The 21,535-nt window shown below is 37.6% G+C and carries 22 protein-coding genes; 13 read left to right on the plus strand and 9 right to left on the minus strand.

Annotated features, from left to right (window positions below; translation table 11 throughout):
* Positions 1-20: 20 nt before the first annotated feature.
* The 4 genes from JZO69_RS15980 to JZO69_RS15995 all read right to left on the minus strand — a co-directional run bounded on the left by JZO69_RS15980 (position 21) and on the right by JZO69_RS15995 (position 3,689).
* A complete protein-coding gene (locus tag JZO69_RS15980) occupies positions 21-743 on the minus strand; it encodes a GntR family transcriptional regulator (RefSeq protein WP_010770801.1) in 723 nt (240 codons plus the stop codon).
* Positions 744-816: 73 nt separating this feature from the next.
* Positions 817-2,085, minus strand: coding sequence for a PTS cellobiose transporter subunit IIC (celB, locus tag JZO69_RS15985; protein WP_207113811.1), 1,269 nt, complete (start codon positions 2,083-2,085; stop codon positions 817-819).
* Between the two features lie 185 nt (positions 2,086-2,270).
* A complete protein-coding gene (locus tag JZO69_RS15990; RefSeq protein ID WP_207113812.1) occupies positions 2,271-3,083 on the minus strand; it encodes a TPM domain-containing protein in 813 nt (270 codons plus the stop codon).
* Positions 3,084-3,089: 6 nt separating this feature from the next.
* The gene (locus JZO69_RS15995) at positions 3,090-3,689 is read right to left on the minus strand and encodes a LemA family protein (RefSeq protein WP_010770804.1); all 600 of its coding nucleotides are present in this window, start codon (positions 3,687-3,689) and stop codon (positions 3,090-3,092) included.
* A gap of 393 nt (positions 3,690-4,082) precedes the next feature.
* Here JZO69_RS15995 and JZO69_RS16000 point away from each other — a divergent pair, with 393 nt between their 5' ends.
* The 8 genes from JZO69_RS16000 (at position 4,083) to JZO69_RS16035 (ending at position 11,745) form a co-directional block, all read left to right on the plus strand.
* Positions 4,083-4,970 (plus strand): SDR family oxidoreductase, encoded by an 888-nt coding sequence (locus tag JZO69_RS16000; RefSeq protein ID WP_207113813.1) that lies wholly within the window; start codon positions 4,083-4,085, stop codon positions 4,968-4,970.
* A 30-nt stretch (positions 4,971-5,000) separates the two neighbouring features.
* Positions 5,001-5,435 (plus strand): DUF2188 domain-containing protein, encoded by a 435-nt coding sequence (locus JZO69_RS16005; protein WP_207113814.1) that lies wholly within the window; start codon positions 5,001-5,003, stop codon positions 5,433-5,435.
* 191 nt (positions 5,436-5,626) lie between these two features.
* The gene (locus JZO69_RS16010; RefSeq protein WP_207113815.1) at positions 5,627-7,678 is read left to right on the plus strand and encodes a BglG family transcription antiterminator; all 2,052 of its coding nucleotides are present in this window, start codon (positions 5,627-5,629) and stop codon (positions 7,676-7,678) included.
* Positions 7,675-7,956: a PTS sugar transporter subunit IIB gene (locus JZO69_RS16015; protein ID WP_071878947.1), complete on the plus strand. Its 282-nt coding sequence runs from the start codon at positions 7,675-7,677 to the stop codon at positions 7,954-7,956. The genes JZO69_RS16010 and JZO69_RS16015 overlap by 4 nt, the downstream gene beginning before the upstream one ends.
* A gap of 23 nt (positions 7,957-7,979) precedes the next feature.
* Positions 7,980-9,347 (plus strand): PTS ascorbate transporter subunit IIC, encoded by a 1,368-nt coding sequence (gene ulaA, locus JZO69_RS16020; protein ID WP_207113816.1) that lies wholly within the window; start codon positions 7,980-7,982, stop codon positions 9,345-9,347.
* Positions 9,347-10,177: a transketolase gene (locus JZO69_RS16025; protein WP_207113817.1), complete on the plus strand. Its 831-nt coding sequence runs from the start codon at positions 9,347-9,349 to the stop codon at positions 10,175-10,177. Before ulaA ends, JZO69_RS16025 begins: the two co-directional genes overlap by 1 nt.
* Positions 10,177-11,100, plus strand: coding sequence for a transketolase family protein (locus JZO69_RS16030; RefSeq protein ID WP_207113818.1), 924 nt, complete (start codon positions 10,177-10,179; stop codon positions 11,098-11,100). The genes JZO69_RS16025 and JZO69_RS16030 overlap by 1 nt, the downstream gene beginning before the upstream one ends.
* A 111-nt stretch (positions 11,101-11,211) precedes the next feature.
* Complete coding sequence (locus JZO69_RS16035; protein ID WP_207113819.1) at positions 11,212-11,745, plus strand: DNA-3-methyladenine glycosylase I; 534 nt, start codon at positions 11,212-11,214, stop codon at positions 11,743-11,745.
* 220 nt (positions 11,746-11,965) lie between these two features.
* On the opposite strand, the gene JZO69_RS16040 is transcribed toward JZO69_RS16035, so the two are convergent.
* The 5 genes from JZO69_RS16040 to JZO69_RS16060 all read right to left on the minus strand — a co-directional run bounded on the left by JZO69_RS16040 (position 11,966) and on the right by JZO69_RS16060 (position 18,112).
* Positions 11,966-13,396 (minus strand): 6-phospho-beta-glucosidase, encoded by a 1,431-nt coding sequence (locus tag JZO69_RS16040; RefSeq protein WP_207113820.1) that lies wholly within the window; start codon positions 13,394-13,396, stop codon positions 11,966-11,968.
* Positions 13,397-13,520: 124 nt separating this feature from the next.
* Complete coding sequence (locus JZO69_RS16045) at positions 13,521-14,852, minus strand: PTS sugar transporter subunit IIC (protein ID WP_207113821.1); 1,332 nt, start codon at positions 14,850-14,852, stop codon at positions 13,521-13,523.
* 241 nt (positions 14,853-15,093) lie between these two features.
* A complete protein-coding gene (locus JZO69_RS16050; RefSeq protein ID WP_207113822.1) occupies positions 15,094-15,513 on the minus strand; it encodes an effector binding domain-containing protein in 420 nt (139 codons plus the stop codon).
* A 138-nt stretch (positions 15,514-15,651) separates the two neighbouring features.
* On the minus strand, positions 15,652-16,428 hold the full coding sequence (locus JZO69_RS16055; protein WP_207113823.1) for a MurR/RpiR family transcriptional regulator: 777 nt from the start codon (positions 16,426-16,428) through the stop codon (positions 15,652-15,654).
* Positions 16,429-16,576: 148 nt separating this feature from the next.
* Positions 16,577-18,112: an amino acid permease gene (locus JZO69_RS16060; RefSeq protein ID WP_207113824.1), complete on the minus strand. Its 1,536-nt coding sequence runs from the start codon at positions 18,110-18,112 to the stop codon at positions 16,577-16,579.
* A gap of 100 nt (positions 18,113-18,212) precedes the next feature.
* Between JZO69_RS16060 and JZO69_RS16065 the strand changes: the two genes are divergently transcribed.
* From JZO69_RS16065 to JZO69_RS16085, 5 genes are read left to right on the plus strand one after another with little or no spacing between them, the layout of a single operon-like run.
* On the plus strand, positions 18,213-18,641 hold the full coding sequence (locus JZO69_RS16065; RefSeq protein WP_207113825.1) for a GAF domain-containing protein: 429 nt from the start codon (positions 18,213-18,215) through the stop codon (positions 18,639-18,641).
* Positions 18,642-18,650: 9 nt separating this feature from the next.
* A complete protein-coding gene (locus JZO69_RS16070) occupies positions 18,651-19,667 on the plus strand; it encodes a sensor histidine kinase (protein WP_207113826.1) in 1,017 nt (338 codons plus the stop codon).
* Positions 19,664-20,311 (plus strand): response regulator transcription factor, encoded by a 648-nt coding sequence (locus JZO69_RS16075; RefSeq protein ID WP_207113827.1) that lies wholly within the window; start codon positions 19,664-19,666, stop codon positions 20,309-20,311. Before JZO69_RS16070 ends, JZO69_RS16075 begins: the two co-directional genes overlap by 4 nt.
* Positions 20,312-20,321: 10 nt before the next feature.
* A complete protein-coding gene (locus JZO69_RS16080) occupies positions 20,322-21,059 on the plus strand; it encodes a sirohydrochlorin chelatase (RefSeq protein ID WP_207113828.1) in 738 nt (245 codons plus the stop codon).
* Positions 21,047-21,493 (plus strand): precorrin-2 dehydrogenase/sirohydrochlorin ferrochelatase family protein, encoded by a 447-nt coding sequence (locus JZO69_RS16085; RefSeq protein ID WP_207113829.1) that lies wholly within the window; start codon positions 21,047-21,049, stop codon positions 21,491-21,493. Before JZO69_RS16080 ends, JZO69_RS16085 begins: the two co-directional genes overlap by 13 nt.
* The last annotated feature ends 42 nt before the right edge of the window (positions 21,494-21,535 follow it).

A 21,535-nucleotide genomic window follows, 5' to 3' on the forward strand; every position in this document is an offset into this window, starting at 1 on the left:
TTGCCTCACTTTTTTATTTACTAAGCGTAATCAACATTTAAAATAGAATAGCTTCGTTGATCATACCGATTTCGACTACAAGAAAACTCGATAGGACGTCCATTTTTTGAATAGACAACTTGCTGCACTTCAAGAACCGGATCATCTTTTTTACACTTTAGATATTGCTGATCGTATTTATCAGATTTATCTGCCTGAATATTTCGATAAGCTCCTGCAAAATCAAGCGATAATTGTTCCTTAATATAGGTATAAATCGATTCTTTCAGAATATCCGTTGTTAAACCAGGTACTAAATCACAAGGCATGTAGGTATGTTCCAAAATAAAAGGCTCGTTCTCCAGAATTCTAAGACGGATGATTTTATAAACAGGCTGTTCTTCAGAAATAGCTAATCGCTCTTGGACTTCTTTTGAAGGGAATTCAACTTCAAACAAAATGACCTCGCTTTTTAACTCTTTATGGCGATCATGCATTTGTTTGCTAAGACCATCATATTCATTGGCAGGTGAAGTATCTTTATCCCAAAAAGACCGATTCAATACTTTGGTTCCAGAACCACGTTGAGAGTATAAAAGACCTTCCATGACTAAAATCCCGATTGCTTTTTTGACAGTCATTCGACTTACGTTGAATTCTTTTACTAAGTCGGTTTGGTTAGGAATCAAGGTATCTGTTTTGTAAATATTATTTTTTATTCGTTCACGCAAGGTATCTGCGATTTCTTCATATTTTGGCTTCATATCGTTACAACCTCCTCTTCTGTATTGTAACTGATTATGAATGTATAGACAATTAAAGAAAAAGAAAGTGCAGTTAAATCGCACTTTCTTTTTCTTTGTCTAATAAGCGTAAGAATGGGTACCAAATCAAACCAACAAGAATTAAATCAACAAGCTGTAAAATCCCACCTAAGATGGAATTTGTTGCTAACATGCCGCTAAAGAAAATCGGAACAGTCCATGGAACGGAAACCCCAGTTGGCGGTGGCACAATACCAGCTGCCATAACAAGATAATTAAGCACCGTAACGATCAGTGGAGCTAATACCCAAGGAATTAGGATCGTTGCATTCAAAACGATCGGTAAGCCAAAAATAACAGGCTCATTTACGTTAAAAATTCCAGGTGCTAGACTTAAACGACCAATATCTCGGTATTGCTTTTTCTTCATGACAAACGCCATGATCAAAATAACAGCTAAAGTCATACCAGAACCGCCAAGTCCGACAGTAAAGGTTTCCATAAATGGTTTTGTAATGATGTGGGGTAATTTTTCACCCGCTTTATAGGCATCTAAGTTTTCTAACATCAAGGTGTTCCAAATAGGGTCCATTACGGAATTGACGATGATTTGACCATGTAAACCAAAGAACCATAGGAATTGAACAAAGAATAAAGCAATTAAAGTGGCTGGTAAACTACTACCTAAACCAACTAATGGTTTTTGAATTATTTCGTAGATAACATCGTGCAAATTTGTATTAAATAGACCTGTTACGATTGCATTGATAAATAGAAAAACAGACAATGTTAGGATAGCAGGAATCAACGCAGCAAATGACTTAGCAACAGCAGGTGGGACACCATCAGGCATTTTGATCTGCCAGCCTTTTTTCGTGATTCTACAATAAATTTCACCAGCAAGAAAGGCGGTGATCATTCCGATAAACATGCCCTTAGCACCTAAACGATCTAAAGATAATACACCAGAAACTTCTGTGCCATCTTCAAGCGTCATCATAAAAGGAGTTAAAAGAAGAAAACTAGCAAACGAAACAGCTCCGCCAAAAATCCCCTCGACATCATAGGATTTAGATAAATAATAGCCAATACCAAATGTAACAAAAACAGCCATGATGCTCATTGTGGCATTTTGACCGTTACCAAATAGTGAAGATAAGGTTCCTTTAGTTGCATCACTAAAAAAAGGTAAGTTATTGATCACAACGACGATTGATCCAAACATAGTTAATGGAAAAGATAACATAAACGCATCTCTTAGAACAGAGAGATAGCGGTTTTGACCCAGCTTATTTGCAAGCGGCATGATCTTTTCTCCAAGAGAATCCATAAAGCCATTCATACTAATCAGTCCTTTATATTCTATTTGTAATCGATTACAAAAGTTAATATACCACTTTATTTATATAATGTCTATACTTTTGTATTTAATGATTGTATATATTTTTTTGGAAGTAAAAAAGAGCAAACCAGCAAGGGTTTGCTCTAAACTTGAGTTATTCAAATAAAATAGGAATGTTTCGGTTTCTAAATACTAGCGCCGCCGCCACCAGAAGAACCGCCTCCTCCGGAGAAGCCACCGCCGCCACCGAATCCGCCACCTCCACTTGAAGAGCCGCCGCCAAAACCGCCGCCGCCCCAATACCAAGGACCACTTCCACGACCACCGCGACCACCACGTCCTCCACCAAAAAGAAGGAAAGGCAAGAGAATAAGAAGTACAAAGAAAATACTGAAGAACCCTTCTCCATCAGAATCGTCATCTGAGGAAACTTGGTCTATCTCGTCATCTGACAATGCATTTTTATCGGCTGGATAGTCATAATGTTTATCGATCAAAGTAGTAACTGCGTTAAATGTGTATTGCAGTCCTTTATTGACTGAAGCAGCATTACTTGATTTCAAATCGTCCTTAGCATGTTGTAGAATATTACCGGCAACGCTATCGGTGATGACATCTTCTAAACCATAACCGACTTCGATTCGAACATTCCGCTCACCATCATTGAGGGCGTAAAGGATCAAAACACCATTATCCTCTTTTTGATTTCCGATCTTCCATTTTTGGAAAAGGTCGGGTGCATAACTATCGACACTATCACCTTCAGTCGAATCAATCACAGCTAAAACAACTTGAGGAGCTTCTGACTTTTCTTTATAAAGCTCACCTTTTCGTTCAACTAAATTTTTAGTTGTCTCATCCAAGATTCTTGGTTGATCTAAATAAAAACGATCTGGTGAAGCGGGTAATTCAGCAAATGCTGGTGTTTGAAAGCTGACGAAAAAGGTGACAAGGAAAAATAATACGCTAGGCAATAAACCTCGTCTAAAAAGTTTCATCGATCATCACTTCCCACTAGAAGTACTAGTAGAATTATCAAAATTCACAGAAGGCACGGTGCTGGCTGTTGGATCAGCTTTAAAGTAATCCTTCTTACCTAGACCCATCATATTTGCAAAGATATTTTTAGGGAAAGAAACCACTTGTTCGTTGTATTCTTTTACAACGTCATTGTAACGTTTACGTTCAACTGAAATGCGGTTTTCCGTTCCTTCTAATTGAGTCATTAATGTTTGTACGTTATCATTTGATTTTAGTTCTGGGTAATTTTCATTGATGACATTAATCAAGGTACCTACAGATTGATCCAACTCTTGGCTGGCTTTGATTTTATCGGAATCATTGTTTGCAGATCCATATGCTTCACGGGCCTTAGCGATATCACCAAAGACTTTTTGTTCTTGTTGCATACTACCTTTAACGCTGTTGACTAAGTTAGGAACGAGGTCGGCTCTACGTTGCATCACGTTTTCTACTTGGCTCCATTGTGACTCAACTGATTGTTCTTTCTTCGCTAATCCGTTGTATTGACTGATTCCGAATACGCCTATTAACACAATGACGATCACAGCAATCAAGCCAAATTTTGTTTTGTTGTTTTTCATAAATTTCTCCTCCTAAAATTTAAAAGCTAAGTGAGCTCGTAAAGCTAGATATCAATAAAAGTATAACAGGCTCGTCCAGTCTTTTTTCCGAAAGACTAGCCTGAGAAACTAAATATCAATAAATGTGTAACGAGCTTTTTAAACTTGATGTAATGATATTGTAATGTTTCTGCAATGTTTTGACATCCATCTTAAGACCTATTTTTTATAAATAAATCCTTCCGTATAGTTAATTATAAGGATTTCTAAGCGATAAGCCAAAGAAACCGACTTTTATGAAATCTTCTTTAGTATAAAAACGTATGATTTGTCAGGGGCTAGAATTTGTATTAGGGTAAAAGAGTAAGCTGGTCCTTACTTTTTATTGGCAACAAATTCATAGGAGGAATCAAGATGACAGAAAAAATCGAAAATCCGTTAACAAGATTCTACGATGGGAAATTTGAAAAACAATCACAAGAAGCACCTGCATTACAACAAAAAATGACACCTGTACCTGATTGTGGAGAATCAACTTACAAAGGCTCGGGCAAATTGGCAGGTCGCAAAGCCTTGATCACAGGTGGAGATTCTGGAATCGGCCGTGCAGCTGCGATTGCTTATGCAAGAGAAGGTGCTGATGTAGCAATCAATTACTTACCTTTTGAAGAAGCAGATGCTAAAGAAGTTAAAACCTTGATTGAAGTAGAAGGTCGTAAAGCAATATTATTGCCAGGTGATTTAAAAGATGAAACATTTACTCGAAACCTTATTCATGAAGCAGCAAAAGAATTAGGTGGTTTAGATATTTTAGTCCTGAATGCTGGAATGCAGCAGGCTGTTGAAAAAATCAAAGAGCTATCGACACAACAAATCATGGATACCTATACAACAAATATCATATCAATGTATTGGGCAGTACAAGAAGCGTTAGACTACTTGCCAAAAGGCGGCAGTATTATTACAACGACTTCGATTCAAAGTGCTGAACCAAGTGCAAATTTATTAGATTATGCAGCGACAAAAGGGGCAATCACCTCGTTTAGTAAAGGATTATCAGCGCAATTAGCTCCTTCAGGGATTCGTGTGAACACAGTTGCCCCAGGACCAATTTGGACAGCTTTACAAATATGCGGAGGACAACCACCAGAAAAAATTCCTGAGTTTGGTCAGAAAGAATCGATTGGTCGAGCTGGACAGCCTGCTGAATTAGCTGCTGTTTATGTGTTTTTAGCTTCAAATGAGGCTAGTTATGTGACTGGACAAGTTTATTCAATTACAGGTGGTAGTTTCTTTGCTTAATTGATTTTATTATTAAGGAGATGAAGAACAATGCCTTGGGATTTAAAGGATTATCCAAGTTCGTTTAAAAACTTTGAGCCGTTGTTAAAAAAGAAAGCCATCGAAATCGCCAATGCGTTAGTCAGTGAAGGGTATCCAGATGACAGAGCGATCCCGATTGCGATTTCTCAATCTAAAAAGTGGCTGGATGAAGCAACGGATACTGAAAAAGCCGCTTTTAGGAAAGAAGCTGATCCTAAAAAGACAGACAAACACAGCAATAAACATATCAATACAGAGTTGTTAGACAATGATGTTTTGGTTTATTATAAGGAAAATCGGTGGTATGTTCAGACAAAAAATGCTGAAAAAGCCGTTGATTCATTTGATACAAAAGAGCAAGCGATGAAGCGAGCGAAAGAAATCGCTGAGAATAAAGAATCAAACGTTATTGCATATAAAAAAGATGGAAAACCCAGTAAGTAAAGGTTTAAAAGTAGTGTTTTTATCTAGAACTAAGCAAAATAGCTATGGAGTCAGTAATCAATTGACTTCCATAGCTATTTTGTTAGTTTTTATATTGAGTCCAATCATTTTGAAAAGTCAAAAACAGATTAGACCCAACGTTTCTTTGAATTGTAGCGTTTACATTATATAGTGAATACAGGAGGGACAAGATGATTGATTATCGAATGAGTTATCTTATCAATGGGCCGCACAGCGTGGGTTATGCTATTCAAGAAATCAATGAAATTACAGGATTGCCTACAGAAACAGTGATCGATCAACTAGGAAAGCTCAATGAGCAGCTGCAGCAATTTTCCTACGAACCAATTTATTGGGAAAAAGACAGAATTTATTTTTCAAAGCAAGTAGCTGATAAATGGTTGGAACTTTATTTTGGCAAGCTGGAAACAGACATTGTTTATTCGGAAGATGAAAGACAAGCCTTGCTTTATCTGCTGACGTTTATTGCAGAAGAGGATTTATCTGTTTATCATTATCAAGAATTTCTTCAAGTCAGTAAGAATACAATTTTAGCGGATATCAAAAAGTTGCGTAAACATTTAGCTAAGCAGCAAATCAGTTTGGATTATTCACGAAAAAATGGTTTTTATTTGTCTGGATGTGAAGGGGCTATTCGGATTCAAGCCCACCAGATGATCGCAAAAATAGTTTCATCAGTTTCAGGAAAATGGGGACTGAAAAAAGGATTGATAAAGTATTCAAAAACGTTTGAAGCAGATGTCCGTTCTCACCTTTTTGAAGCGATCAAGGCGAGTGAGTTAGTCATTGTGCCAAGTCGAATCGAAGAGACGATTTATTTTATGGCCTATGTGTTAAAACGAGCAAAAGGGTATTCGTTTAGGTTGGATAGACAAGCGAAAGATACGTTAAAAGAGCTGAATGCTTTTAATGGAAGTCAGCTGTTTTTAGCTAAATTTCCTGAAATCCTTGATCCTGAAAATGAGCAATTCTATTTTACGCTAATTTTTATGACGATCACACAAGGAGAAATCCGTGATACAGCGTTGGAATTTTTACTAGAATGTGCGAGTCAGATTATTCATGAGATGGAACGTTTAGCGGCAATTGAGTTTAAAGCGTATCGAAAATTATTACTCGACCTTTTTTATCATTTGGTGCCAGCTTTTTTTAGGATCAAGTATCATTTTTCGCTAGCGAATGTCTTGACTGAAGAAATCAAAGAACAATATGGTGAACTATTTGCTTTAACTAAAATAGCACTGCATCCTTTAGAACTATTGATAGGTCAACCAATTCCAGATGAAGAGGTTGGGTACTTCACGATTTTATTTGGTGGTGAGATCGGCAATCAACGGGAATTAAATCGGGTGATTCGTTATAAAGCGTTGGTTTTATGTCCTAGCGGCATCAGTTCGTCGTTGATCATACAATCAGAGTTGAAGGAACTGTTTCCAACGATCGATTTTAGTTTAACCACAACGGTGGATCAACTAGAAAGCATTGCGGAATCTGACTATGATGTGATTTTTTCCAGTGTTCCGTTGACTACACCTAAAAAAATGTATCTGGTCAATCCAATCATGTCGCAATTGGAAAAGAACAATCTGATTCGTTGCGTGCAGGAAGATTTATTGATCCCAGGAATTATCGTCCCTTCTATAGACGAAATCATTGAAACTTTATTACCCTATATCGACTTAAAAAAAGGGGTTACCAAAGAAAAGATTTACCGTATATTAAATCGAAAAATGATAAAAAAATTGAAAGCGAAAGAAGATGAGAAGCCAATGTTATCAGAGTTGTTAACGACAGATATGATCCAGTTGACGGATAAAAAATTAAATTGGGAAGAAGCGATTGCTTATGCGGCCCAACCTTTGAAAACGCAGGGGAAAATCACAGAGGACTATATAGAAGCCATGATCCAAAAGGTCAAAGATTACGGGGCTTTTATTCATATTGGCAAAGGTATCGCATTGCCTCATGCAAGGCCCGAAGATGGCGTTAAACAATTAGGGATGTCTCTTTTGAAAATAGAAGAACCTGTTTTACTTTTAGATGATCCTAAGCATGAAATCACTATTTTTATCTGTTTAGCAGCTGTTGACAATGAAATGCATTTAAAAGCATTGGCGAGCTTAACAAAAATTTTATCGAACAAAGAGAATTTAGAGAAGCTATTAGCAGCAAACGATCAAGAAACAATTATTCAGTTATTAAAGGAAGGAGAATCATTATGAAAATGGCAGCAGTTTGTGGATCTGGCTTAGGATCTAGTTTTATGGTGGAAATGAATATCAACAGTGTGTTGAATGAATTAGGTGTAACAGGAGTTGAGGTGGCGCATTACGATATGGGCAGTGCAACGCCGGATTTGGCAGATGTCTTTTTCGTAGGGGGCGATTTAGCAGATAGTGCGCAGCATTTAGGGAATGTGGTTGTTTTGGACAGTATTATCGATATGGATGAATTAAGAGAAAAAGTCAGAGCTGTTTGTGTGGATGAAGGGTTACTCTAAACTAAAGAAGGTGGGAGAAAAATATGAATAGTATCTTAAATATATTGATCGATATTGCAAGTACGCCAGCAATTTTAGTAGCTTTGATCGCAGTTTTGGGTCTGGGGTTACAGAAAAAGCCAATTTCAGATGTTGTCCGTGGCGGAATCAAAACCTTTGTTGGGTTTTTAGTGGTAACAGCAGGAGCTGGTGTGATCGAAGGCTCACTAGCCCCGTTTGGTGAAATGTTCCAGCATGCGTTTAATATGCAAGGGGTGGTGCCGAATAATGAAGCAATCGTTGCCTTGGCATTGACGAAATATGGGACGTATACAGCACTTATTATGTTAGCGGGAATGGCGTTTAATATCTTGATCGCCCGCATTACGAAATTTAAATATATTTATTTAACAGGTCATGCCACGCTTTATATGGCGTGTATGATTGCGGTGATCATGAGTGTCACAAAAATGAGTGCTGTACCGTTAGTTTTAGTCGGTGGTTTGGCGTTAGGTTTAGCGAATACGATTTTTCCTGCGATCGCTCAGCCGTTTACCAAACAAATTACCAAAAATGATTCAGTTGCTTTGGGACATACAGGGAACTTTGGCTATGCGCTTAGTGGTTTTATCGGAAAATATGTGGGGGATAAAAAGAAATCAACGGAAGATATCAATTTTCCAAAAGGCTTGTCATTCTTACGCGATTCAACTGTGAGTATTACGTTGACGATGGGGATCGTTTACACGATCGTGGCCTTGTTTGCAGGGAATAACTTTATTTCTGAAAATCTTAGTAACGGGACAAATTATATTATCTATGCGTTACAACAAGCAGGGATGTTTGCAGCAGGTGTGTTTGTGATCTTGGCTGGCGTTCGTTTGATTTTAGCTGAAATTGTACCGGCATTTAAAGGGATTTCTGAAAAATTAGTGCCTAATTCGATTCCAGCTTTAGATTGTCCAATCGTCTTTCCGTATGCACCAAATGCTGTTTTGATTGGCTTTTTAACTAGTTTTGTTGGGGGAATCGTTAGCTTGTTTATTATGATCGCTACTGGTACAACAGTGATTATTCCAGGTGTGGTGCCGCATTTCTTCTGTGGCGCGACGGCGGGTGTTTTCGGTAATGCGACTGGTGGAGTTCGAGGAGCGGTTGTAGGTTCGTTTATTCATGGGGTGATTATTAGTTTTATGCCGATTTTACTGATGCCGGTTATGGGGGATTTAGGCTTCCAAGGTTCGACCTTCTCTGATACAGATTATGGTGTGACGGGGATTTTCCTTGGTAAATTAGCAGATACGGGCGGTCAAATTGCTGTCGTTGTTGGCGTTTTAGCGGTATTGGCGTTATTGATCGGATTAACGATTTTCGGCAAGAAAAAAACAACTGAAACGAAGGAGACGGCATAATGGACACACAGAAATTTGCGGATCAGATTCGTTATTATACGATGAGAGAATTAGATAATTTAGGCTTTGGTCATTTTGGCGGTAGCTTGTCCATTGTTGAAACGTTGGCTGTTTTATATGGAAAAGTCTTGAATGTTTCACCAGAAAGAAAAGACGACCCAGACCGAGATTATTTTGTCTTATCAAAAGGACATGCTGGGCCTGCGCTATATGCTACATTGTTTTTAAAAGGGTATTTCGATGAAGCGTTTCTTTTCAGTTTAAATCAAAATGGAACGAATCTTCCTTCGCATCCAGATCGGATCAAAACGCCTGGCGTAGATATGACGACAGGTTCCCTTGGTCAAGGGATTTCAGCGGCAACTGGCATTGCAAAAGGCAATCAGCTGTTAGAGAAAGAGAATTATACGTTTGCAATCGTTGGCGATGGGGAATTAAATGAAGGGCAATGTTGGGAGGCGTTTCAGTTTGCGGCGCATCAACAGTTGGATCATTTGATCGTATTGATCGATGATAATAAAAAACAGTTAGATGGTTATACAACAGATATTTGCGATCCGTTTGATTTTGTTGAAAAAATGCAGGCTTTTGGTTTCAATAGTTGGCGTGTGGATGGCGGCGATGTTGTGGCGATTGAATCGGCTATTGAGCAAGCAAAACAAACGTTAGGTAAACCGACAGCCATCGTTTTAGATACAGTTAAAGGACAAGGAGTTCCTTACTTTGAAGAATTAGTGGACAATCATCATATTCGACCTGATGAGGCAGGAAAAGCAGCAATTAAAGAAGCCATTGCAACGTTGGCTGAAAAGATCGAGGTGAATCAATAATGAAAGACTTAGAAATGCGGCAAGTTTATACAAAAACATTGTTGGAATTAGCAGAAAAAGATCCGAAAATCGTAGCATTAGAAGCAGATTTAGCTAGCTCAATGGGGACAAGCAAATTAAAAGAACAACTGGGTAAACGCTACATTAATGTAGGAATCATGGAAGCCGAAGAAATGGGGGCAGCCGCAGGTTTGGCTGTTATAGGATTTATTCCATTTATTCACACATTTGCCCCTTTTGCGACAAGACGTTCTTTTGATCAAGTCTTTCTTTCTCTAGGATATGCTCAGAATCATGCGGTGATCGTGGGGACCGACCCAGGTGTTACAGCTGAAATGAACGGCGGAACACATATGCCGTTTGAAGATCTTGCCTTGATGCGGGTGATTCCAAGAAATCATATATATGAAGTGTCAGATCCTTATCAGTTTAAAGCGATTTTAGAATATGCACATACCGCACAAGGGTTGTTCTATATTCGGACGATTCGTAAACAAGCGAATCCTTTATATACAGGTGATGAAGACTTTTCCAAAGGATACTGTAAGTTAAAAGATGGGATGGATGGGACGATTTTTGCTAGTGGAATCATGGTATCAGAAGCACTTCAAGCGGCCCATGATTTAGAGGAACAAGGGATTTCAGTTCAAGTGATCGATTTGTTTAGAATCAAACCGATGAATGAAGAGATCGTAATTGAAGCGGCTAGTTTAGGACCAATCGTAACAGCAGAAAATCATAATGTAATCGGTGGATTGGGCAGTGCTGTAGCGGAGATCGTTGCTGAAAATCAGCTGGTGAAAATGAAGCGAATCGGTGTCAAAGAACAATTCGGTCAAGTGGGTAAATTAGAGTATTTGAAAGAAGTGTATGGATTGAAAGCTGTTGATATTTCAAAAGCGATGGTGGATTTACTAAAATAGATGAATTAAAAGAGTTTGAAATTATTTCAAGCTCTTTTTAGTTATGAGGAATTAAGTTTGTCCTACTTTTTATGATATGATAAACGAAACAGTTAATTTTAGGAGAATGATATGAAAAAGAACCAACCATCAAAATTTGACTGGTACCATAATCAGTGGGGTAAACCGACGCATGATGATCGATTGCTTTTTATTCTGTTAACGGTGGGAACCTTTCAAGCTGGCTTAAGTTGGAAAGCGGCGGCTGGTAAATTAGAGGCTTTTTTAAGGAACTTCCATAATATGGACATTCAAAAAGTTGCGGCTATGATGCCTGATGATGTGGAGAAAATTATGCAAGATCCTGAAATGATTCGTAATCCGAGAAAAATCAATGCTACGATTCAAAATGCGCAAGCAATTTTGGCTGTGCAAAAAGAATATGGCAGTTTTGCTGAGTATATGTGGGATTTTGTTGGTGGCGTTCCTCGTTTAAATGTTTATGAAGAATCGTATGAAGTTCCAAATGTCACACCGTTATCTAAAACTGTGGCTAAAGACATGAAAAAACATGGCTTTATTTTTGTCGGCCCCGTTGTGACGTATATGTTTATGAAAGCTAGTGGGATGATTCAAGATGAAGTGCTGAATCAAGAGCAAAAATAGCAAGGAAGAACGTTTTAAGTCTATAAAATAGAAACTTGTCTCTTTTAAGAATAAAAACAACTAAATACTGGTTAACCATACTTGCAATTATGGGAGCTTTAGCTTGTTTGTACTGTTATATTCTGTTAAAAAAATCCTACGATATAATAAAAGAGGATGGGGGACAAAAGGGTAAAATAAACTGATTAATTCCAGCTTATTTTACCCTTTTATGATAGTATTACAACTCTTCACCATTGCTCTTAATCACTTGCTGATACCAATCAAATGACTTCTTCTTAGAACGCTTCAACGTCCCTTGCCCGTCATTATCCTTATCCACATAGATAAAACCATACCGTTTCTTCATCTCACCAGTCCCCGCAGAAACCAAATCAATAAAGCCCCAAGGCGTATATCCAATCAATGGAATACCGTCAAATTCAACAGCTTCTTTCATCATCTCAATATGAGCTTTCAAATAATCAATCCGATATTGGTCATTGATCGTGCCATCTGGTTCAATTTCATCGATCGCGCCAAAGCCATTTTCCACAATAAACAAAGGCAATTCATAGCGCTCATTAAACCAGTTCATCGCATAACGCAAACCAAGTGGATCGATTTGCCAACCCCAATCAGATGATTCTACATAAGGATTCTTAACTAAATCTTGCGACTCATCATAATCAAAAGCAGGGCCTTTATCATGATCTTTAATTGCAAACGACATATAGTAACTAAAGCCGATATAATCCACGCAACCATGTGTTAAATCAGTCAAATCCTGTTCCGTAATATCTAAATCAAACCCTTTACGAGCTAAATATTTTTCCATAAAGCTTGGATAATGCCCTCTCACATGAACATCTGTAAACCAGTAACGTTTTTGCATGGCACTGACTGACATCATCATATCTTTTGGATCGCATGAATACGGATAAATGGGGCACATCGCGATCATACAACCAATTTGGAAATCCGGGTTGATCTCATGCCCGATTTTAACAGCTTGTGCGCTAGCTACTAACTCATAATGAGCCGCTTGATACATGATTTTTTCACGATCTTCGCCTTCTTGGTATTTGATCCCAGAGTTGGTAAACGGCGCAAAGTCTTCCGCGTAATTTGCTTGATTATTGATTTCATTGAAAGTCATCCAATAAGTGACTTTATCTTTATAACGTTCAAAACAAACACGAGCAAACTTCGCAAAGAAATCAATCATTTTACGATTACGCCAGCCGCCATATTCGGTGACTAAATGATAAGGCATTTCAAAATGAGACAAGGTAATCACAGGTTCGATCCCGTATTTTAAACATTCATCGAACAAATCATCGTAAAACTGCAAACCATCTTCATTTGGTTCTGCTTCATCCCCATTTGGGAAAATCCGTGTCCAGGCAATCGATGTCCGGAAACAATTTAATCCAAGATCGGCGAATAATTTTACATCTTCCTTATAATGATGGTAAAAATCAATGGCTTCATGATTGGGGTAATTTTCACCTTGCAACACGCCATCTGTGATTCTTCGAGGCACACCATGAGCACCAACGGTCATAACGTCAGCAACGCTAATACCTTTACCATCTTGGTCCCAACCACCTTCTAATTGATGAGCCGCAACTGCGCCGCCCCAAAGGAAATTTTCTCTTAAAATTGACATACAAACGTCTCCTTTTTATTTGTTATATTCCATGTTTAACTATTAAAATCACCACACAGCTGGGAGGAATTAATTGAACGGAATCAGCTGTGCGGTGATATTTACGTCAGTTTAGAACGGATATTTAAGCTTCAGCTTCAATTTCTTCTAACACGTCTTCTGTAATAGGTTGATTTGTTTCTTGTGCATAGTTGATAGCATCCATTTTTCTAGCAAATGGTAGGTAAATAAAGAATCCTAACGTTAAAACAAATGCTTGTAGTAACGCTGCTTGCCAACCACCGACTAATAATCCTGAAATAATTGGAGGCGTTGTCCAAGGCACTTGAACCGCTGTAAATAATGGCACTAAACCAGTATACAAAGCGAAGTAAGTAATAACAGATGATACGACAGGCGTCAAAATAAATGGAATCGCCATGATCGGGTTCATTACGATCGGTGTGGCAAATGTGATTGGTTCATTGATGTTGAACACGGCAGGTCCAATTGATAAACGACCTAGTTGTTTGAACTGGGCAGATTTTGCGAAGAACACCATATAAACCACTAAACCAAGTGTCATACCAGCACCCGTTACTGTTAAAAATTGATCTAAGAATTGTTGCGTTACGATATGACCACCGTTTGCAACCGTTAATTCTTTACCAGCTTTTAAAATATCTGTGTTTTCTAAAGAGTTGGCTTGTAAAATCGGACCCATGATTCCGCCGACGATCGTTGAACCGTGAACACCGAAGAACCAGAATAATGGGACTAAGAAACCAAGTACTAACGCACCGCCCAAGGAATCAGTCACCCCTTGAAGTGGAGATTGTAAGACATCGTAAATGAAATCAAAGAATGTTGTTTTAAAGACTTTATCAAAGAAAATATAGACAAACATTGCGCCAGTGATCAAAGCCGCAGCAGGAATCAAGGCAGTAAATGAGTTTGCTACGTTTTCAGGAACAGCTTCAGGTAATTTGATCCGAATATCGTGACGTAAGAACCAGCTGTAAACCCAACCAACGATAAGACCCACGATGATTGCTGTGATCATTCCTTTACCTGCAGTCCAGTCTTTATTGATGACATTGCCGATCGTTACTCCACTGTCTAAATCAGTCACATCTGGAGCCATAAATAAGATAAAGACAACAAGGGAAATCATGCCAGCAGGTAGGCCTTCAAAGCCTTCTGTTTTTACATAAGAGTAAGCAATCCCGATTACCGCAAAAACTGACATGATGGCAAAAGATGCTCCATACGCTTGATTGAAGTAAACAACCAAACCACTATCAGTGATCCATTTTGCCACGGATTCGATCGGTAAATTCGCTAGTAATAGAAAAATCGAACCCACGATTGTAAATGGCATGGTATACAACATCCCATTTCTTAAAGCTGTAATCGCTTTCGTGTTAACGAACTTTAAAACGGGTGGTAGAACTTTTTCATTGATCCATTCATTCATTCTAAACCTCTCCTTTGGTTAACTAAAGTAACGGAAAATAATTGCGTGTAGTAGTATTTCAATAGAGCGGCCGCTCTGATTTAAATCTACTGAATGCGTTTACATGTATACTATAAAAGAAATTTTACGAATTTAAAATAGGTTAAGCTTGTTCAGAAACATGTACCGCGCAAAAAAACAAATCAATTAAAAATACGACCTAGAAACAAATCAAAAAGCAATTTATTTCCTGGTCGTACGTTTATTTACTAACTGTAGGTAGTTTTAATGTAATTTTTTTATTCTCAAAATCAAGAAGTTGAATATTGTTTGTTCCACCGATCCCATATTCAGGAGATTGGTAAAGCTCGCCATAACTTGCGCCGATAAAGTTATCAATATCTGCCAATGTTTCCCAAGGTCCGATAAATACGGCATAATCGCCAGCTTCTACTGTAAAGGTTCGATTCCCTTCGCTGTCTTCAACAAGATATTTATAAGTACCGTTACTCTCATCTGGATCATTGATGATGATAGCTTGGACACTTTTTTTATCAGTTGGCAAAATCTCTAGTTTTTGATTATTGACTTCAGCAAAATCTTCAGGTGTTTTAGGAATAGCAAATTTGTACTGTTTTCCAGTGATTACTTCGTTGTCCAAATGCTCGATGTTAAAAGACATGAATCGTCACACTCCTCTTTATAATAGGTAGGATGTACGTTAATTTTGGTTCCTAACATACGGTACATCCTCTCAGAAACCATAGCAACTCTTGCGCCTTTTGTCAAAATTTCGGCATTATGATCGTCTTTAAATACTTTAATCAGATAAGTTTTTTTGTTGGTCAGTTTTTTCAGCAAACTCTTTACTAGCTTGATGAGCCAGTAATTCAATTAACGCAATAACTGGGATTTGGGTAGTGATATTGATATAAGGATCAGCATAAACTGATTTTTCATCTGGCATATAATAAGAAATATTGTAGTCGGCTAAACGGGCGATTGTTGAATGTTCATCATTAGTAATGCTCAAAATTTTTGCTCCAGAGCGCTTGAAATCCGTTACTTGTTTGATCACTTCAGAGGTTTCTCCTGAAACGGATAGAATGATTGCTAAGGTATTTTCAAACCCTCGTTGAGGAATTGGCGTAAATGGATCGCCGATGCTGTATGCGTTGATGCCCATATTTGCAAAATAACGACTACCATACGTTCCTAAAATACCGCTTGTGCCAATACCAGAAAATACAATGTGACGAGCAGAAGCAATCATGGTAATAGCTGGTTTTAATGTTTCATAATACGTTTGCTGATTCAGCCGTTTTAAAAAAGAATCAACGTGCATCGTGGCATCATAATATTGTTCAAAGGACTGTTGCTGTTGTTGTTCTTCTTTTTTGATAGCATATTTCAATTCTGAAAACCCATCAAAGCCCATTTTTGAACAAAAACGTAAAATCGTTGAAGTAGACACGTGGCAATTTGTGGAAAGCTGACGAATGGTTAACTTCGGAACACTTTCCATATGTTCTAAGATATAGTGATAAACAAGCATTTCCAGCTCATTTAACGACTGAACTTTTTCTAAATCAAACAAAAAGATCCCCCCTGCACAAAAGAATGTTACTCCTTCATTTTTTAAGATAAACAAAAAGCACTCAATTATATTGTACAGGAAACGTTCTTATTTCGCTTGTTATTACTATGTTTTGGTAGCATAAATAAAAGATGGAATCAGAAGCAACCTATTTCTCAAGGTTATACACTTCTGTCCCATCTTCGTTTTGAGTAATTTCTTTTTTTCTATGGAAATGCTGATAAAGTAAATAGGCAAGTAAAGTAAAAAGTAAAGGGCCAATCAATAAGGTTAGACTTTGCAGTAAATTTCCTTGTGAAAGAGGCTGGTAAATCTGAAAGCCAATTGCTAAAGTAATGCTTAGAATAACACTGGTGCTAAGTAGAGTAGCGTTGATTCTTGATGGAACCAAAACGGTAGTTGGATTATTTACTAATTGTTTTTTCTTAAATGCTGGATACGCAAGCGCAACTAATAAATAAGGGATTGCTCTAGAAATATTAGTCATTAAAGTTAGTTGATTATATAAAAAGACCACATACTGACTGCCTAAACTGATGCCTAAAATAAACAAACTAATCAAGCTTCCTTGAGCCAACAACGCATAAATCGGCATATCATGTTTGTTTTTTTGCTTCAAGCGAGGGTGCCAATAATGTTGAGGTGTACCCTCGACCAACGTTCGGATGGGTAAATAAAAAATAGTCGATAGTAAACTAATGTAAGAAAGCAGCAGTGTCAAGGCAGTATAACGAGTAAAAACCTGAGCTAAAAATTGAGATTGCAGTGCGGTTAAAGAAAGTGCCTGCCCAACAGAATAGCCCAGATTCTCCATTAATTCGTACATTAAATTCCCTAAATGAATACTATTATTGGCTTTTAAATGTGCTAAATCTGTTCCGCCACTCCATAAAAAAATGCCTAAAAAATAACAACTAACAACTAAAATACTACTGAAAATCAACAATTTAGGAAATTGCTTTTTTTGTTTGCCTGTTTTATCAACCAGACTTGCAATCGTATCTAAACCGCCGAATGCTGTAATGGCAAAAATCAGAAAAGATAGCTGTTCGATCAATGTTTGTCCTGAAGTGGAATTTTTTTGAATCCCCTTGAAGCTAGCTGTAAGATTTGGCAAAATATCAGAGCGATTGGTGATCCATAATAACAAATTTCCACCAAGACTTGCGACAATCAAAATCGTCATTAAGATCCCACTTAGATATAACGAAGAAGCAATTCCTTTGAATCCTTTACTGACAAAAAACAATGTTACGAAAACCGCTAAAATAGATAGCATACCAATTAAAATAGCAGTTGAAAAATAAGGATTAGAATTATTTTTTTTAGTTAAATCTTGGCCGAAAAGTAAAATAGATGAAGGAATCCAGAGTTTCATAAACAAGCTGATCATCCAGATAAAATAACTACAATACCATAAAAAAGCAGCGATAAAAGCAACTTTTTCAGAAAGATGACCAGCTAGCCACTGATACAAACCGCCAATATGATTTTTATAAACGCCGGTAAACTCTGCTATAATAATAGCGTAGGGAATAAAGTAAAACAAAGCTGCTCCGATAAAATAAGGAAACGCCTTGATACCCATTAAAAAGAAAGCTGTCGTCATGCTAGAAAAAGAAAAGACAGTCATAGTAATGATCATAACTAAACGTTTGGGACTAAAAGTAGTTGTTGTTTTCATAAAAAAATCCTTCTAAAATAAGATATGTTGGCTTAAGAATAAGAGAAGAATTGAAAGAAAACAAGCTTTTTATTAAAAATTAGGGAATAGGAGTAGTCAAATGACGGATCAAGTGCAGCAAAGGATCGATCAAATGAAAGAGGAACTTCAAGTCGATTTTGTTGCTTTAGCCCTGTCGACAGTTGATGAAGTAACAAAAGTACGCGTGATCCGCTGGAATTATGTAGCTGGCAATACCAATCAAAATTATCAACGCATTCGACTGCAAGTTGGTAAAGGCATTGGTGGAATTGTTTGGCGAACAGGTCGAAGCTATCAAGCAACCGATTTACAAAAACAACTAGAAAAATTAGTTGAATTGCCCATCACACGGATGGAAAAACTAGAAACAATTGTAGCTTTTCCTGTATTAAAAACGGGTGAAGTAAAAGGGGTTCTGCTAGTCGGTTATCGCAAGAAAACAGAGGTTACAGAAAATTTTTTGACTGTTGCTAAAGACAAAGCAAATGAACTAGTCGTTTATTTATAGGTGGAAAATATGGAAATGATGATATTAGAAAAACTATTTGAAGAAGCCGAGGATGCATTATTTTTAATTGAAAAAAATCAATGCGTCAAAAAAAATAAAACCGCTATAAAATTAGAAGAACTATATCCTTTTCCTTTAGAAAAAGTGTTGGAAATAGCAAGAGGAGAAGGGTGTATGCTTCATTCTACTATGGAGAAGTGCTTAGATTGCGAAGTAAAAGAGGATTGGGATCAAGCCGCTTTTCCCTTAGTCTTACAAAGTAACGATGGGAAGCAAGAGCAATTTAGCGGGAGTTACACAGAATTGGATGGGCAGATTTCTTTACTGAGTGTTCGCCGAGTAGCTGTTCAAGATCGCCTGCAGCAGGTGATTCAAAATAAACGTTTGATTGAATATGTGAACCAAGCACATGAAAATGAACGTAAAGTACTGTCTCAAGAGCTGCATGATGGCTTGGCACAAAGTATATATAGTCTGATGTTAGAAACACGTCAGCTAAAATGGCAGGAACCAGCAGAGTTACCAGCAAAGTTACAAAAGATCGATGAAGATTTTGTGGCATTACTTGGTGAAGTGAAACAACTGGCTGTTGATTTGCGTCCAGCAGCTTTAGATGATTTAGGCTTGATTCCAGCAATTGAAGTATTACTGCATCGTTTGATAGAAACAACGGGTGTTGCGATACATTTTATCCCGATGCTTGAAAACAAACGTTTTTTTGAAAGTGTGGAGACGATCACTTATCGGGTTTTGCAAGAGAGTGTGATGAATAGTGTGAAACATGCTGATGTGGATGAGCTTTGGGTGACATTGAGTGAGCGAAAATCAGCATTAGAGCTTAATGTTCGAGATCATGGAAAAGGATTTGATCTTCAAACGGTGAATGAGCACAGCCGTGGTTTAGGCTTGTTGCATATGCAAGAAAGAGCAGAATCTATTGGTGGTCACTTAGTTATTCAGTCTGAAAAAAACGAAGGAACCACAGTGACACTACACTTACCAATAGATTGGGAGGCGGCAACATGAACATTATTATAGCCGACGATCATGCGGTCGTCAGAAGTGGTTTGCGTTTATTACTGGAAAGCCAAAAGGATATCACGGTTATCGGTGATGCAGCAGATGGTACAGAAGCCTTTTTACTCCTTGAAAAAAATCCTGTTGATGTTGTGTTGATGGATATGCGGATGCCACCAGGGGAAAATGGGCTACAGACAACACGCCGAATAAAAGAACATTTTCCTGAAGTAAAAACGATTATTTTAAGTATGCATGACGAAGAAGAATATGTGCGAACAGCCTTAGAATATGGAGCCAAGGGTTATATTCTTAAAAGCTCACAAGATATTGTGTTACTAGATGCGATTCGGCAAGTGATCGCTGGAAAAATAGCGATCGATCCATTATTCGGTAATTATGACAAAGAACGTTGGCAAAAAGAAACGGACACCGCAGAAAAAGATGCAAAATATGAGCGGCTGTCAAAAAGAGAGCGAGAAGTCTTGCCCTTGGTTGCATTAGGCTATAGCAACAAAGAAATTGCTAAGCGCTTGTTTATTTCTGTTAAAACAGTAGAAGTCCATAAATCCCATTTAATGAAAAAGTTAGAATTTGAAACATTTAGTGAATTATTGCAATATAGTATGAAACAGCAACTAATCGACTTATGAGGTGAGAGAGATGATCGGAATTCTTTATGTATTTCATGGCAGTCAAAAAGCCGAAAAAAATCAAGCAGCGAGGGATTTTATTCAACAACTAGAAAAACAATTTGATCCACTTTATTATCAAGCGACAGCTTTTTTAGAAAACCATCCAGATACAATTCCAACTGTTGCTGAAAAAATGATCAAAAAAGGAGTAACGAAAATAGTTGTCGTCCCTGTATTATTATTTGCAGCAAAACATGCATTAGTAGACATTCCAGCTGAACTTAAAACAGTAAAAAATGACCATCCAGAAATTGAATTTATCCAAACCGAAACCTTTGGCGGAAAGAAAGGCAGTCGCCAAGTGTTGCTAGAGCGATTCCAAGAAGTAGCTATCAACCAACCGAATGAGAAGTTGGTTGGATTTCTGATTGCTCATGGTACCAAAAAAACGCAAGAACCTCAGCAAGTACTAACTGAGATAGCAAAAGAAATCCAGGAGCAAATAGCTTTTCCAATTTATGCAATAAGTCTGAAAGGAGAAGAAAATTACCTTGAAGTGATTAAAAAGCACCTAACAGATGACAAACAACCTGTGATCGTTCCTTTCTTTTTATTTGATGGCCATTTGATTACGATCATGAAGAGTCAATTAACTGAAGCTTTTCCAACAACGAATTTTATTATTACGCCTACACTGGAATTTGATCCGCGGATTTTGACTGATTTAGAACAAATCGTGAAAGAGGCTGTTTTATGTATCCAGTAATGCTTGAACTAACAGAGAAGAAAATCGTCATTATCGGCGGTGGAAAAATTGCGTTAAGAAAAGCACTAGGTATTTTAAAAAAAGGTGCTCAACTGACGGTTGTCGCACCTAATTTTCTTCCTGAATTCACTGAATTAGATGGAGTAAAAAAAATTACAGCCATGTACAAAGCTGAATATATTCAAGATGCACATCTGATCTTTGCCTGCACAGATTCTAAGATTGTGAACCAGCAAATCGTTATGGACGCCACTGATTGGCAATGGGTCAATGATTGTAGTCAAAAAGAAAACAGTGATTTTTTTAATATGAGTACGATTGAGCAGGGAGAATATCTGATCGCGTTGTCGTCTTATGGAAAAGATCCTACTGCGATAAAAGCCAAGAAACAAGAATTGATGCATTTATTGAGTGATCATTCAAAACACATATAAATAATGTGTGATTAGTAAAGAAAATAATGAAAGGCGGTGACT

Origin of the sequence: Candidatus Enterococcus ikei (assembly GCF_017316105.1) — a bacterium.
GTDB lineage: Bacteria > Bacillota > Bacilli > Lactobacillales > Enterococcaceae > Enterococcus_L > Enterococcus_L ikei.

Coding starts and splice junctions, on each gene's coding strand:
- JZO69_RS15980 (WP_010770801.1), bottom strand. CDS start 743: ATGAAGCCAAAATATGAAGAAATCGCAGATACCTTGCGTGAACGAATA.
- celB (WP_207113811.1), bottom strand. CDS start 2,085: ATGAATGGCTTTATGGATTCTCTTGGAGAAAAGATCATGCCGCTTGCA.
- JZO69_RS15990 (WP_207113812.1), bottom strand. CDS start 3,083: ATGAAACTTTTTAGACGAGGTTTATTGCCTAGCGTATTATTTTTCCTT.
- JZO69_RS15995 (WP_010770804.1), bottom strand. CDS start 3,689: ATGAAAAACAACAAAACAAAATTTGGCTTGATTGCTGTGATCGTCATT.
- JZO69_RS16000 (WP_207113813.1), top strand. CDS start 4,083: ATGACAGAAAAAATCGAAAATCCGTTAACAAGATTCTACGATGGGAAA.
- JZO69_RS16005 (WP_207113814.1), top strand. CDS start 5,001: ATGCCTTGGGATTTAAAGGATTATCCAAGTTCGTTTAAAAACTTTGAG.
- JZO69_RS16010 (WP_207113815.1), top strand. CDS start 5,627: ATGATTGATTATCGAATGAGTTATCTTATCAATGGGCCGCACAGCGTG.
- JZO69_RS16015 (WP_071878947.1), top strand. CDS start 7,675: ATGAAAATGGCAGCAGTTTGTGGATCTGGCTTAGGATCTAGTTTTATG.
- ulaA (WP_207113816.1), top strand. CDS start 7,980: ATGAATAGTATCTTAAATATATTGATCGATATTGCAAGTACGCCAGCA.
- JZO69_RS16025 (WP_207113817.1), top strand. CDS start 9,347: ATGGACACACAGAAATTTGCGGATCAGATTCGTTATTATACGATGAGA.
- JZO69_RS16030 (WP_207113818.1), top strand. CDS start 10,177: ATGAAAGACTTAGAAATGCGGCAAGTTTATACAAAAACATTGTTGGAA.
- JZO69_RS16035 (WP_207113819.1), top strand. CDS start 11,212: ATGAAAAAGAACCAACCATCAAAATTTGACTGGTACCATAATCAGTGG.
- JZO69_RS16040 (WP_207113820.1), bottom strand. CDS start 13,396: ATGTCAATTTTAAGAGAAAATTTCCTTTGGGGCGGCGCAGTTGCGGCT.
- JZO69_RS16045 (WP_207113821.1), bottom strand. CDS start 14,852: ATGAATGAATGGATCAATGAAAAAGTTCTACCACCCGTTTTAAAGTTC.
- JZO69_RS16050 (WP_207113822.1), bottom strand. CDS start 15,513: ATGTCTTTTAACATCGAGCATTTGGACAACGAAGTAATCACTGGAAAA.
- JZO69_RS16060 (WP_207113824.1), bottom strand. CDS start 18,112: ATGAAAACAACAACTACTTTTAGTCCCAAACGTTTAGTTATGATCATT.
- JZO69_RS16065 (WP_207113825.1), top strand. CDS start 18,213: ATGACGGATCAAGTGCAGCAAAGGATCGATCAAATGAAAGAGGAACTT.
- JZO69_RS16070 (WP_207113826.1), top strand. CDS start 18,651: ATGGAAATGATGATATTAGAAAAACTATTTGAAGAAGCCGAGGATGCA.
- JZO69_RS16075 (WP_207113827.1), top strand. CDS start 19,664: ATGAACATTATTATAGCCGACGATCATGCGGTCGTCAGAAGTGGTTTG.
- JZO69_RS16080 (WP_207113828.1), top strand. CDS start 20,322: ATGATCGGAATTCTTTATGTATTTCATGGCAGTCAAAAAGCCGAAAAA.
- JZO69_RS16085 (WP_207113829.1), top strand. CDS start 21,047: ATGTATCCAGTAATGCTTGAACTAACAGAGAAGAAAATCGTCATTATC.